General features: G+C 40.6%; 10 protein-coding genes. 8 read left to right on the top strand and 2 right to left on the bottom strand.

Annotation, left to right across the window (positions count from 1 at the left end; all coding sequences use genetic code 11):
* Positions 1-598 precede the first annotated feature (598 nt).
* From NBX03_RS11605 to NBX03_RS11570, 8 genes are all read left to right on the top strand, one after another.
* On the top strand, positions 599-1,453 hold the full coding sequence (locus NBX03_RS11605) for a MurR/RpiR family transcriptional regulator (RefSeq protein WP_250227938.1): 855 nt from the start codon (positions 599-601) through the stop codon (positions 1,451-1,453).
* 127 nt (positions 1,454-1,580) lie between these two features.
* On the top strand, positions 1,581-2,762 hold the full coding sequence (locus NBX03_RS11600) for a M20 family metallopeptidase (RefSeq protein ID WP_250227937.1): 1,182 nt from the start codon (positions 1,581-1,583) through the stop codon (positions 2,760-2,762).
* Between the two features lie 134 nt (positions 2,763-2,896).
* Positions 2,897-4,477, top strand: coding sequence for an ABC transporter substrate-binding protein (locus NBX03_RS11595; RefSeq protein ID WP_250227936.1), 1,581 nt, complete (start codon positions 2,897-2,899; stop codon positions 4,475-4,477).
* Positions 4,478-4,960: 483 nt separating this feature from the next.
* Positions 4,961-5,938, top strand: a complete 978-nt coding sequence (locus tag NBX03_RS11590) for an ABC transporter permease (protein ID WP_250227935.1) — start codon at positions 4,961-4,963, stop codon at positions 5,936-5,938.
* A gap of 19 nt (positions 5,939-5,957) precedes the next feature.
* Positions 5,958-6,803 (top strand): ABC transporter permease, encoded by an 846-nt coding sequence (locus NBX03_RS11585; RefSeq protein WP_250230271.1) that lies wholly within the window; start codon positions 5,958-5,960, stop codon positions 6,801-6,803.
* A gap of 11 nt (positions 6,804-6,814) precedes the next feature.
* Positions 6,815-7,864 carry an ABC transporter ATP-binding protein gene (locus NBX03_RS11580; RefSeq protein WP_250227934.1) on the top strand — a complete coding sequence of 350 codons (1,050 nt, stop codon included), beginning with the start codon at positions 6,815-6,817 and terminating at the stop codon, positions 7,862-7,864.
* Entirely contained in the window at positions 7,857-8,837 is a 981-nt protein-coding gene (locus tag NBX03_RS11575) for an ABC transporter ATP-binding protein (protein WP_250227933.1), read from the top strand. The genes NBX03_RS11580 and NBX03_RS11575 overlap by 8 nt, the downstream gene beginning before the upstream one ends.
* A 420-nt stretch (positions 8,838-9,257) precedes the next feature.
* Positions 9,258-10,850 carry an N-acyl-D-amino-acid deacylase family protein gene (locus NBX03_RS11570; RefSeq protein ID WP_250227932.1) on the top strand — a complete coding sequence of 531 codons (1,593 nt, stop codon included), beginning with the start codon at positions 9,258-9,260 and terminating at the stop codon, positions 10,848-10,850.
* Positions 10,851-11,077: 227 nt separating this feature from the next.
* Here the strand turns inward: NBX03_RS11570 and NBX03_RS11565 are convergent, their stop codons facing one another.
* Together NBX03_RS11565 and NBX03_RS11560 are read right to left on the bottom strand one after the other, a co-directional pair.
* Positions 11,078-12,844 (bottom strand): ABC transporter ATP-binding protein, encoded by a 1,767-nt coding sequence (locus NBX03_RS11565; protein WP_250227931.1) that lies wholly within the window; start codon positions 12,842-12,844, stop codon positions 11,078-11,080.
* On the bottom strand, positions 12,844-14,589 hold the full coding sequence (locus NBX03_RS11560; protein ID WP_250227930.1) for an ABC transporter ATP-binding protein: 1,746 nt from the start codon (positions 14,587-14,589) through the stop codon (positions 12,844-12,846). Before NBX03_RS11560 ends, NBX03_RS11565 begins: the two co-directional genes overlap by 1 nt.
* Between the last annotated feature and the right edge of the window lie 49 nt (positions 14,590-14,638).

Raw genomic sequence — 14,638 nt, 5'->3', positions numbered from 1 at the left:
GCTGTGTCTGAAAATAGACACGCCCTAGTATAAATTAATTAAAACGTATATTTATAAATTATGATCTAAAAGAAAACCATTATATTATATCTTTGTAGTATACCAATATTTGGAACAATAGACAACTACGCAGGAATAAAAATACAAAAAACGTCTCTAAGATGAAAAAAATTGGGCCTTTGATATTTGAATATTAAGAAAATAATAAAATTTAATAGAAAAATGCAGATAAAATTCATTGGGGCTATAGAGGATTAATTCTGAATTGGTAAAATATTGAATTAACTTAATCTATGTTTATTGTAAAATTATTAATTTATTTGTATATAAACGATAAATTGAAATGGATAAATTGTTAATAAAGCTGAATAATTGATTGAAATTATAGCTTTTAATATAAAAATTTTAATTAATACAGAAAAAAACAGGAAATGCTATAAATACCATTGACTTTTACACTTGTGTTTGTTTAAAATACATATAAATATTTTTTAAGAATTTTTTAATTGGTATTTTTATAAGTATTAATTTATTTTTTGAAAATTCATACTTAAATGTGACCAATAAATATTAAAGAGAGGCAAGAGGTGTATACAACTTGACTGCCAATGATACGATTAAGACAAAATATCCCAAGCTCAGCAAAAAGCAAAAGCAGATAGCCAATTACTTCATCGAAAACGAGGAGGAAATAAGCTATAAGACATTAAAGGGCATCAGCATAGACGTAGGTGTGACGGAAGTTACTGTGATTAACTTTTGCAGAGCCGTAGGATATAAGAATTTTGTAGAGCTAAAAAAGCAGTACAGGAAAGAGGCTTTAAATAAATTAAGCCCTTCAAAGAAATTGTTCCAAAGCGTTTCGGAAGAAATAAAGCTGAACGACTTATCGATAAAAATTATAGATCAGCAGCTTAAATGCCATAGAAGGGCCCTTTGCAGGCTGAGAGAGCCGGAACTTGAAAAAGCCGTAAGCCTTATCAGCGAAGCGAGGAAGATATATATTTTGGGTGTGGGCCTTTCCAAAGTAGTATGTGAGTACCTTAAAATAAGGCTCGACAATTTAACGATGGAAACAGAAATCGTAGATCTTAGCAAAATTAACGCTCTTTTCTTTATAAGAACACTGAAATTTACAGAAGATGATTTGTACATATGTGTTTCTTATCCCCGATATTCTCAGGTTGTTATTAAACTTATGAAGCATTTTAAAGCAAGAAATTATAAAGTTATCGCCATTACCGATAAAGAATCCTCTCCTTTAGTCAATAACAGCAGCATTACCTTTATCTGTGACAACGAATCCATGTTTTTCTATAACTCCATACAATCTGCAATAAGTCTTGTGGACATTTTATCAACATTAACCTATTCAAAGCTTAAGGACAAGCTTCTTTCGGTGCAAAAAGAAGTTGAAAATATGGAAGAGGAGTTTATAGACTTTTCAGAATAAAAACTATAACCATAAGCCTTAAAAATTATTTGCGAATTAACCTTTGCTTGATTCTAAAGTAACCTCTCGATACTTTTCAGAAGGTGCAAAAGTTAATTTGCTATACAAATGAATATAGGAGGGAAATATGAAAGAAGCAATTTTTGAAAGCATTGAAGAAATCAGGGCTGAAATTCTCGAGCTTAGCAAAAATATTCATGAAAATCCTGAGCTTGCCTTTGATGAGTACAAATCTGCCGGATTTATTAAGGCGCTTCTTCAGAAGCACGGGTTTTCCATAGAGGATAAATCCGGGGGGATGGATACGGCTTTTAAGGCCCGATTCAAGGGAAATGGCCCGGGGGTAACGGTAGCCTTTCTTGCAGAATACGATGCTCTTCCGGGAATGGGGCATGCCTGCGGCCATAACCTTATAGCAGCTGCGTCAACGGGGGCTGCCATAGGATTAAGTAAGCTTATGAAAGATATTCCCGGAGAAATCGTTCTCATGGGAACACCAGGGGAAGAAGGCAAAGGCGGAAAGATTATCCTCCTCGATAAAGGCGAATTTGACGACATAGATTATTCTCTTATGACACATCCAAGCACTGTGAATCTTATAAACAGAGGCGGTCTTGCCACAACTGCAGTGACCATATCTTATACAGGCAAGGCAGCACATTCAGCAGCTCCTGAAAGCGGAATCAACGCGCTTCAGGCAGTTATTCAAACTTTTAATCTTCTTGATTCCATAAGGGCTAGAATGCCTCTTAAAACAAATATAAACGGAATAATATTAAAAGGCGGAGAAGCCACAAATATTATTCCCGGCTATGCCGAATGTGCTTTTTCCGTAAGGGCAGCAACCTTTGGAGATTTAAAAAAGGTTGTGGACATGATAAAGGATACGGTTAAGGCCGTTGAGCTTTTTACAGGAGCCACAGCAGCGGTAGAAACCGACCTTGTTTATTCCGAAAGATATTCAAACCTTGCAATTGATGAAGTGTTTAAAAAATATATGGAGCTTCAGGGAGAAGTAGTCGAATATCCTGACCCTAATGCAAAAATAGGCTCTTCCGACATAGGCAACGTTTCTCTTAAAATGCCTGCCATCCACGCTTATATAAAAATTGCGGAAAAGGGTGTTGTGGCTCACAATAAAAGCTTTGCGGAGGCCGCCATTACCGACAGGGCCCAGGAGGCCGGCATAAAAGCAGCAAAGGCGCTTGCGGCTACGGCTTATGAAATACTGACAGATGAAAACTTAAGAAAAGAAATTAAAGATGAATTTGACAGGACTGTTCCCGTCTATGCAGATATGAGTTTGTAATATAGAAATTTTAGCGGTTAATTTTTGAAAGGGAATATCTTTGAAACGAAGCGGCTATAAAAATAAGTCGAGAGATCGGTCTGGGTGTATCCTGATTCAATTATTTATAAAAAAGAAGATAGGGGGAAAGCTTAATGAAGAAATTTTTAGCGTTGGCACTTTGCTTAATGATGACCGCCGGTATGGTATCAGCCTGCGGCAGCGGTGAAAAGGCACCGGCAGGAAGCGAGCAAAAAGCAGAGGCAAGTAAGGGGGATGATTCTTCAAAGGCGCAGGTTGCTGCATCAGAAGGAGGAACCTACAAAAAAGAAATCATTATGGGTATAAGCGGAAAAATAATAAGCATAGACCCGCAGACACAGAGTAATACCCAGCATAATTACATTTTCAGGACTGTTTTTGACACGCTGATAGACTTCGACAACGCAACAGGTGAGCTTAAGCCGTGCCTTGCGGAATCATGGTCCACAGAAGACGCTCAAACATACACATTTAAGTTGAGAGAAGATGTGAAATTCCATAACGGAGAGCCCCTCAAGGCTTCCGACGTAGTGTTCTCCTTTAAAAGAGCACCTGGAACAGATTCTTCAAGCACTTTAGGAAAAATGATGGAAGACGTATGGGCAGACGGGGATTATACCGTAAGCGTGAAGCTTTTTGTTCCCAATGTTGACTTCCCTTATATGCTTACCCTTCCTACAGCATCTATCATCAACGAAAAGGCTGTTAATGAAGATGAAATAGAAGGCCCCGGCATAGGCTCAGGCCCATGGATCATAGATTCCTATGAGTTCGGCGATTATATTAAGCTTGTAAGAAACGATGATTTCTGGGGCGAAAAGGCTAAAACAGAAGTTCTTACCATCAGATATATGCCTGAAAACTCCCCAAGGCTTATAGCTCTTCAGACGGGAGAAATTGATATATGTCAAGATCCGGATACTCTTGAGCTTAAATATATCGAAGAGGAAAACGGCCTTGAAGTTCAGTCCTATGAAGGCGCGTCTCTTACATACCTTGCTATGAACTATAAGAAAGAGCCTTTTAACAACAGAGATTTCCGTCTTGCTCTCTGCTACGGCATAGATACGGAAGAACTTATTAATGTTGTTAGAAACGGTTATGCAAAATCCGCTGATTCCTTATGGGGCTGGAGCTCTTACGGCTATAATGGAGGAACTACACCATACGAATATGATGTGGAAAAAGCGAAAGAGTATCTTGCAAAGGCATATCCCAACGGCGGAGCTAAATTCGATATTTCCGTAAGCAGCGGCGACCGTAAGGCTATAGCGGAGCTTCTTCAGGCCCAGCTTAAGAAAATAGGCGTTGAAGTAAATATCGTTGAGATGGATACAGCAGGTCTTAGTACAAGCACCACAAACGGAGAACATCAGGCGGCAGTATACGGCTGCGGATTTAATATATTCGGCGACGATATCAGACGCCTTATATGCCCCGGAACGGGAGTTAACAAATCCCATTATGATAATCCTGAGGTTAATGAGCTTATGGATTTAGCAGTTAAAGAAACAGACGATACAAAGCGTACAGAATATTATCATCAGGTTCAGCAAATCCTTTTTGAAGACGGTGCTTATGTTCCTCTTTACTTTGCAGACGGCTTCTTCGGCGTTAAAGAAGGGGTAGGCGGCATTGACTACTATCCTACTACACACCACGACCTTTCAAATGTATATTTGCTTGAGAAATAAATTATACAGCAGTTAATTTAAGATTAAGCATTTATACTGAAAGCGGATAATATCATAAATAAATCAAGGGTGAACAAGAAAAGGGCGTGTTTGTAAATTTCATACACGCCCTGGAGCATATTTGAAAAGTCAGAACTCTAGTTTGTTTTGCCATAATAACGCGGCTTCATCGTTGAAAATTCTCAGAATTTTTGTTATGCAAAAACCTGAGTATAACGCCTTTGGCATTATGCCTTACGGCCGGACTTCTTGACCATTCCATTCAAGTTCACGTTTTCTTGCAAAATATCCGCCGGTTTTTTATTTTCGAATACTGCTTAATAAACACGACGATTGATTGAAAAGGCAGTATTGCGGATTTGTATATTACATCTGCAATATAGCCGTCAAACTTTAAAGGGACCACTGGTGAATTAGCTTTAGTTTTAAGTAAATTCTTGGGGTGTAAAAGTTAATTTACTATATGTTTGTAGGAGGAGTTGTATGTATCGGTATATAATCAAAAGGCTTTTGCTTATGATCCCTGTAATGATAGGCGTATCATTTCTAGTCTTTTTTATATTGGACCTTGCTCCCGGAGACGCAGTTGATGTGCTTGCTCCCGACGACGCGACAATAGAAGAGAAAGCAGAGCTTAGAAAAGAACTGGGCCTTGATAAAAACATTGTTCTAAGATATGGCGATTACATGTCAGGGCTTTTACGGGGAGATTTAGGCACATCTTATTTAACGGGACGAGACGTATTTAAAACATTTATGGAGAAGGTTCCCAATACGCTGTTGCTAGGGTTTTCCTCCACATTTGTCGCTGTGGTCATATCCATGTGGCTGGGCATATATTCGGCCATCCACCGGGGAACCATCAGGGATAATCTATGTATGGCCTTTGCCATTGCAGGTCTTTCCATGCCGAACTTCTGGCTTGGATTAATGCTTATTATTGTATTTTCGCTTAAGCTCGGCTGGTTTCCTTCAGGCGGAACCCAAGGCTTCGGAAGCATTGTGCTTCCTACCTTAACTCTTGCCACAGGCCTTATCGGAACCCTTACAAGAACCACAAGGTCTTCTATGCTTGAGGTTATTAAACAGGACTATTTAAGGACGGCCAGAGCAAAGGGCGTTACGGAAAAGGTAGTTATCAATAAACACGCCCTTAAAAATGCTCTTATACCCATCATCACTATTATTGGTACCCAGATGGCTACGGTACTGGGAGGCGCCGTGCTTACGGAAACCGTTTTTTCATGGCCAGGAGTAGGCCGCCTTATTATAGATTCTCTGAATTCAAGAGACACGCCGCAGGTAACAGGCTCTATCATTCTTACAACACTGTTTCTTAGCCTTGTACTTCTTTTGGTGGACCTCCTGTACGGAGTTGTAGACCCAAGAATAAAGGCACAGTACGCCAGCAAGAAAGGGGAGGACAAGGTTGGAACTAATAAGAAAAAAGCAGCGGCCTAATCATGAGAAAAGAAGGGAAATGACCCAGACCCAAGAAGTATGGCACAGACTTAAGAAAAACAAAGGCGCTATGCTTGGGCTTATTGTAGTGGTTCTTTTAGTTTTAGTAGCGATATTTTCCAGATATTTTCTTGACTATGACACTCAGGTAATCGGCCAGAATACGGCCGAAAGGCTTCAGCAGCCAAGCCGTACTCATATTATGGGTACAGATGAATACGGAAGAGACGTATTCTACCGTATCCTTTACGGAACGCAGTATTCTCTTTCCGTAGGCTTTGTAGCGGTTGCCATAGCATTGGTTTTCGGGGTAACTTTAGGCGCCATTGCCGGATATTTCGGCGGGGCCGTCGAGGAAATTATCATGAGGGCTACGGATATATTCGGTGCTGTTCCCAATATGCTGATGGCGATTGTTATCGTTGCGGCTATGGGGCAAAGCATGCTGAACTTGATGATTGCTATCGGCCTTACAAGTATCCCTCAGTTCGTTAGAATAACGAGAGCGGCGGTGCTTACTGTAAGAAATCAGGAATTTATTGAGGCCTCAAGGGTAATCGGTTTAAGTAAATTCAGGATTATTTTCTTCCACATACTTCCAAACTGCATGTCTCCTATTATTGTTCAGGTAACATTAAGGGTTGCATCGGCTATTATATCGGCCTCCAGCTTAAGCTTTCTTGGCCTTGGTATACCGGCGCCCAACCCTGAATGGGGAAGCATGCTTTCCGCAGGCAGGAAATTCATTCGCGATTATAATTATATGACGTTATTTCCCGGCCTTGCAATCATGATTACGGTATTATCTTTAAACCTTTTGGGTGACGGGCTCCGTGATGCCCTCGACCCGAAACTTAAGGATTAGGGGGTATAGAAATGAACAATACTGAACTGCTTGAAAAAAACCTGCCGAATGAGGCCCTGGACAGCGACCTTATTCTTGACCTTGAAAATCTTACAATCCATTACGAAATGGAGTTTGAAACGGTTAAAGCCGTAAACAATATCAGCATAAAGCTTCGGGAAGGAAGAACCATAGGCCTTGTGGGGGAAACAGGAGCAGGGAAAACCACGACGGCCCTCTCCCTTTTAAGGCTTGTTCCGGAACCACCCGGGGTAATCAAAAGCGGCACCATCAATCTTTGCGGAAAAGACGTATTGAAAATGTCCATACCGGAGCTTGAAAAAATCAGAGGAAAGGATATTTCCATGATTTTTCAGGACCCTATGACATCGCTTAATCCCGTATTTACTGTAGGAGAGCAGATTGCGGAAAGCATTTTCCTCCATGAAGATTTAAATAAAACGGAAGCTTATGAAAAGGCTCTTGATATGCTGGAGCTTGTTGGAATACCAAAAAGCAGGGGAGCCGAATATCCTCATCAGTTTTCCGGCGGTATGAGGCAGAGGGTAGGTATTGCCATCGCTCTTGCCTGTACGCCCAAGCTTTTGATTGCGGACGAGCCGACAACGGCCCTTGACGTTACCATACAGGCTCAGGTTTTGGATTTAATGAGAGGCCTGAAGGAAAAATATAATATGGCAATGATTATGATTACCCATGACCTTGGTATCGTTGCGGAAATCTGTGACGAGGTAGCCGTAATGTATGCCGGAAGCATCGTTGAACAGGGAAACCTCGACGAGGTATTTAACCATACGCTTCATCCTTATACAGAGGGGCTTTTTAACTCTTTGCCCAATGTAAACGACAGGGAATCGGAGCTTAAGCCTATCCCTGGCCTTATGCCGGACCCGACAAATCTTCCGGAGGGCTGCGCTTTTTACCCCAGATGTGCTTATGCTCTGGAAAAGTGCAAAAATACGCCGCCGAAGCTTATTTCTGCCGGCGGAACCCATAAGGTTTCCTGCTTGGCCTATGAAGACCCGGAATTCCGCATCAAAAGGAGGCAGAAAAATGGCTGATCATATTTTAGAAGTGAGAAACTTAAAAAAATATTTTAAAACCCCGAAGGGCCTCCTTCATGCCGTTGACGGTGTAAGCTTTACCATAGAAAGAGGGAAAACCCTTGGTATCGTTGGAGAATCCGGCTGCGGAAAATCTACTACGGGAAGGGCAATCATACGTCTTATTGAGCCTACCGACGGGGAAGTTATTTTTGAAGGAACGGATATTACGAAGCTTAACAACACAAAGATGAATGAAAAAAGGAAGGATATGCAGCTTATATTCCAAGACCCTTTTTCCTCCCTTGACCCTAGAAAAACCGTAAGCCAGACCATATCCGAACCGATAACTGCAAATAAAATATTAACGGATAAAAATGAGGTTAAAAAAAGAGTTTATGAGCTGATGGAGCTTGTAGGCCTTGCGGAAAGGCTTTATAACTCCTATCCGCATGAGCTTGACGGAGGAAGAAGGCAGCGTATCGGAATCGCCAGAGCCCTTGCCATGAACCCTAAATTCATCGTTTGTGACGAGCCGGTTTCCGCTTTGGACGTTTCCATTCAGGCTCAGATACTGAATCTTTTAAAGAAGCTTCAAAAACAGCTTGGCCTTACATATATTTTTATAACCCATGACCTTTCCGTAGTCAATTACTTTTCAGATGATATATCTGTTATGTATTTAGGGCAGATGGTTGAAAAAGCATCGGCAAAAGAGCTTTTTGATAATCCTATTCACCCCTATACAGAGGCCCTTTTATCCGCCATACCCATTCCCGAGGTGGGAGGGCCCAAGAGAGAAAGAATCATACTGAAAGGAGAAATTACTTCTCCTGTAAATCTTCCCGATGAATGCCGTTTTGCAAAACGCTGTGCTTACGTGACGGAAGAGTGCCTTAAAGGAAATCCTGAGCTTAGGGAAATGAAGCCGGGCCATTTTGTTGCCTGCTGCAATGCTGAAAAGTTTATGAAGGAAGTAGTATATAATTAATTTTTATATATTATGGTTAGCAAACATGAAAGCCTGTTTGTTAACTATAAAGAAGCATTCTCTTAGAAATATTTATAGTGAAATAATCTTAAGGTAATAACAAAAACCTATTTTTCATAAATGGCTTAAATATAATGAAAGCGCTTATATTAAGCCGTCTATAGTCAAAAAAGATGAAAAGAGCTTTGTTGACTATAAGGAAATGTTCATTTAAAAACCCTTTTACAGCTTCTCGGTAAGTGTTTACAGGTTCACTAAGTATAAAATACACGGTTTTTGTTACTGTAATTAAATTATTTTACTATACATTATGCTTGTATAATTTTTAAGTTTGCTTCGTATAAATATGAATGAGAAGTGTTAGGGCATGTTTTTCGCATGCCCTCAAAGTGTATGGTTTAAAAGTATAAGGAGGATATTATGCAGGATATTATCTTAAAAAACGGACGTATTTATGACGGAAGCGGCAGCAAAGAAGCCTATACGGCTGATATAGCCATAAAGGACGGGCTTATCTCCAAAATAGGAGAAAACTTAAACGACGAGGCTAAAGAGATTATAGATTTAGGAGGCCTTGCCGTAAGCCCGGGATTTATAGACGTACACTCTCATTCAGATACTTCCTTCCTTTGGAATGAACGCTGCGAATCAAAGGTAACCCAAGGGGTTACAAGCGAATTGGCAGGCCAATGCGGCTCAACCATATATCCATGCCCTAAGGACAGAATGGAAAATATAAAAAGATATGCAAAGAGCGGCTTATTTGATTCTGACTACTATGCCTCTTCCTCTTACGAAGAATTTATGGAAAAGGCAAAAGAGCAAAACAAGAAAATGGGTACAAATCTCGTTTCTCTTATAGGTCATGGAGCCTTAAGAGTAGGGGTTTTGGGCCAGGAGGCAAGAAAAGCCACAAAAGAAGAAATAGCCGAAATGTGCCGCCTTCTCGACGAGGACATGAAAAACGGCGCATGGGGTCTTTCTTTAGGCCTTGGTTATTCTCCCGGGCTTAACGCCGATATTGAAGAACTGATAGAGCTTGGCAAGGTAGTTCAAAAATACGACGGAATTATTACTTCCCATATGCGGGATCAGGGAGACCATATTTACGAAGCCCTTGAAGAAATGTATGAAATCTACAGAAAAAGCGGAGCAAGAGTGCATATAGCCCACTTGAAGCTTTCAGGCAAGAGAAACTGGGGCGGCGCGGATAAGCTGATTGAAAATATTAATAAAGCAAAAGAAGAAGGCATAAAGGTTACCGCCGATATGTACCCTTACATAGCTGCTTCCTCAGGCATCACCAATTCCTTCCCTAAATGGTCTATCGAAGGAGGAACGGAAAAGGCTGCCGAAAGACTTCAAGGCCCTGAAAGAGAAAAAATAATGGCATTCCTTGAAGAAAATTTCAATACCAAGGAAGATGCAGAAGGCCTTTATGTCGTTACTACCTTCGGCCGTTATCCCCAGGCCGACGGAAAGAACATCTGGCAGCTTAGCCAGGAGCTTGGTTTAAGTATTCCGGAAACCATAGCAAAGGCCACCATAGAAACCAATTCCCACGCTACATGTATATCCTTTGCCATGTCCAATGAAGACGTTATGTATCTTCTTGGACAAGAAAACATAGGTATAGGAAGCGACGGTTCGGGCATGCCTTTAGACCCTGCGGAAAACAAAGGAAAGCCCCACCCAAGAAATTTCGGAACCTTCCCAAGATTCTTAAGGCTTGCAAGAGAAAACAATTTGGGAACCCTTGAAAGCCGTGTTCACAGAATGACTAAAATGAACGCAGATATTATAGGCCTTAAAGACAGAGGGCTTTTAGCCGAAGGATATGTTGCCGACATCACTGTATTTAATCCCGATACAGTAACGGATACAAATTCCTTTGAAGACCCCTTCTCAAAATGCGAAGGCATAGAACATGTTTTAATGAATGGGCGCTTTGCATTAAAGAACGGTGAGCAGACAGAAGCACTTTTAGGTAATTTTATAATCAAAGAAAACTAGAAAAAGAGGCTGTTACGAAATCAACACTTATAATTTCAATATAACCGACAGTCCAAGGAATCCATAACGTTCTAATTTAATTCCGTAAATGGGGCTTGCCCCATTGAGGAAAATAGCGTATTTCGAGCTTTTCGTAAGAAAAGCGATGGAATAGCTATTTATTTCTAGAGAGTTTTAAACGAAAAGGAGTGGTTGCAAAATTTATTTTGCAGCCACTCCTTTAAAATTTAAGCAAACTGGCTATAATAAAGCTTCTCATAAGAGCCCTTCTTTGCAATAAGCTCTTCATGGGTGCCTTGTTCTACAATATTTCCCTGTTCCATAACAATAATAAGGTCGGCGTCTCTGATGGTTGAAAGCTTATGGGCGATGATGAAGCTGGTTCTTCCCTTCATAAGCTTATCCATAGCCTTTTGTATTTCCTTTTCTGTTCGTGTGTCCACGCTGGAGGTGGCCTCGTCAAGGATTAAGATAGCCGGGTCTTTAAGAAAGGCTCTTGCTATGGTAAGAAGCTGTTTCTGCCCTTGAGAGATATTGGAGCTATCTTCATTTAAAACCGTATGATAGCCGTCGGGAAGAGTTCTGATGAAAAAGTCTGCGCCGGCTGATTTTGCAGCGTTTATGATGGCGTTTTCATCGGCATTTTCATTGCCGTAGGCGATATTATCCTTGATGCTTCCGCCGAAAAGCCAAGTGTCTTGTAAAACCATGCCAAAAAGGCTTCGCAGGTCTTTTCTTGTTAAATCCCTTGTATTAATGCCGTCTATGGATATTTTTCCGCCGTTTATTTCATAAAAACGCATAAGCAGGTTTACGATGGTTGTTTTCCCTGCTCCTGTAGGGCCTACAATTGCTACTCTTTCCCCGGGCTTAAGGCTTAGGTTTATATCATGCATTAAAAGCTCGCCGTTATAGCCGAATTTTACATGCTCGAATGATACTTCACCCTTTTGAGGAAGCATCAGGCCTTCTTTTGCTCTATCCGGCTCTTCGTCCTCTTCATCCATGATTTCAAAAAAACGCTGGGAAGCGGCTACGGCCTGCTGCATGGTATTGAGTATTTGAGAAAGGTCTACAATAGGTTCAGCCGCCTTATCTACGTATTGGATAAAGGTCTGTACCGTTCCAATGGTCATTCTTCCCTGAAAAACATAAAAAGCGCTCATAAGGGCGATAAGTACATAGCCTAGGTTATTCACGATACGTATGACGGGAATGATGATAAACTGCGCCACTTGGGAACGATGGCTTGCTTTAAAAAGCCTGTTGTTGATTTCTTGGAATTCCTCAAAGGATTTTTCTTCATAATTAAATGCTTTAATAATCAACTGGCCCGTGAAGGATTCCTCAATATTGCCGTTTAAGGAGCCTAAAGATGTTTGGTATTCTAAAAAGCTTTTTCTTGAACTTCTGGCGATTACATAAGTAATTCCTACGGCAAGGCCGATAGTGAAAAATGCCGCTAAAAATAAAACAGGGCTTATTTTAAGCATCATAATAACGGCAATGAGGATAGAAATAAAAGCGCCGATAAGCCTATTCAGCCCTTCTCTAAGACTTTCCACAACCTTTTCTATGTCGTTTGTGGCACGGCTTAAAACTTCTCCTCTTTCTGTACCGTCGAAAAATTTAAGAGGAAGCCTATGAAGCTTGTGACTTAAAGCTGTTCTCATATTAAAGCCTACGGTTTCGCATACGGAAGACATAATGTAATTACCCAAATAATTGGTAATAAAGCTGAATAAATAAAGGGTTAATAGTATCAGTATAATTCTTCCCATGCTTTCCATATTGACTTGAAAGGGAACGCCGGTTTTTACGGAATTCATGACCCCATTTGCGATAATGTCTGTGGCCTGGCCGAGAAATACAGGAGTGGATACGAAAAGCCCCATACTTAGTATAGAAGAAACCAGTACGACAATCATCTTTATTTCAAGGCCCGAAAAAAATTGCATGAGCCTTATGACAACATTCTTTTTTCTCTTTTTCATTATACTACCTCCCTTAAGGACTCGTCTTTTTCGCTTAGCTGAGAGGCCGCAATTTGCTGATAAACAGAACAGCTTTTCAGAAGTTCCTGATGCTTTCCTTTGCCTACAATTTTACCTTCATTTAAAACAATAATCTGGTCTGCGTCCATAATGGTGCTGATTCTCTGGGCAACGATTAAAAGTGTTGCATTCTTGACCTCTGGTTTGAGCGCCTTTCTTAAAAGGGCGTCAGTTTTAAAGTCCAGGGCCGAAAAGCTGTCGTCAAAGATATAGATTCCCGGCTTTCTTACCAAGGCTCTTGCGATGGCTATACGCTGTTTCTGACCGCCGGAGAAGTTAGTTCCGCCTTGGGCCACAAAGGAATCGTAGCCTTTTTCAAGTTTTGAAATAAAATCATGAGCTTGGGCTATTTTTGCGGCATGGATTACTTCTTCACGGCTGGCGTTTATTTTTCCGTATTTTATATTGCCTTCTACAGTGCCGCTGAAGAGAAAGGCCTTCTGGGGAATAAAGCCCAGTTTTTTCCGAAGGTCATGCTGGGTGTAATTTTCAATATTGATACCGCCGATGGTGATTTCTCCCTTTTGAATATTATAAAAACGGGGAATTAAATTGGCTACAGTGGATTTCCCAGAGCCTGTTCCGCCGATGACAGCAGTAGTTTCTCCAGGCATTGCTTTAAAGGAAATATCGCTTAAAACGGCATTTTCTGCTCCGGGATATTGAAAAGTTACGTTTTTAAACTCCAATACATTTTCGTTTATATCTTCTTTTATAACGCTTTCTTTACGGTCTTTTATTTCAGGCTCAAGGTCCAAAACTTCATTGAGTCTTTGAACACAGCTTAAAGCCCTTGGAACCTCCATAAAAACAAGCACAGCCATAATGCCGCAAAAAAGGATAATGGTGATATATTCAATCAGGGCAAAAATGCTTCCTACCTGCATAGAACCTTGGGAAACCTGTATTCCTCCGAACCATACGATAGAAGCGACGCTTAAATCCGAAACAAGGAAAAGGGTAGGCAGAAGCATTGCAAATATTTTATTGGTTTTTATGGAAATTTCTTTGAAATCATCGCAGGTATTTTCAAAACGTTCTTTTTCAAAGCTTTCTTTGTTAAAGGCCCTGATGACCCTTACTCCGGTTATGGTCTCTCTGAGAACGTAAGTAAGGTTATCCATTCTTTTTTGGATTTCTTTAAATAAGGGGATTGCTTTCTTCCCGATAAGAAAGGCAAGAACAGCAAAAATAACGATGATACCGATGAAAAACAGGGCCATTTTAGCATTTGTCCGAAAGGCAAGGACAAGGCCTACCATCGTCATAATAGGCGCCGGAAGAAGGACCCTTAAAAACATCATTAAAGACCTTTGGATGGTGGTAATATCGTTTGTACAGCGGTTAATCATAGAAGCCGTGCTTATTTTTTGAAAATCGCTTAGAGAATATTTCTGTGCCTTTAGAAAAATGGCTTCTCTTAAATCTCTTCCGAAAGACGCTGTGGCCTTTGAAGCGAAAATTGTGGAGATAACGGCACTGATTCCCCCAAGAATAGTGATAATGAGCATCAGTGCGCCGGTATGGTATATATAATCTAAATCCTTATTCTGAACCCCTATGTTTATAATATTTGCCGTAAAGGTAGGCAGAAGCAGAGCCGTTGAGTTTTGCAGTATCAGAAAAAATACGGCTATGACAAAAAGCTTCTGATAGGGTTTTATATAGGGTAATACTTTTCTCATGATGTCCTCCTGAAAATAAAAAAGCGTTGCTTATACTTATAAACTCTAT

Origin of the sequence: Anaeropeptidivorans aminofermentans, assembly GCF_940670685.1 — a bacterium.
In the GTDB taxonomy this organism is placed as follows: domain Bacteria; phylum Bacillota; class Clostridia; order Lachnospirales; family UBA5962; genus Anaeropeptidivorans; species Anaeropeptidivorans aminofermentans.
This window is presented reverse-complemented; position numbering and strand designations above follow the sequence as displayed.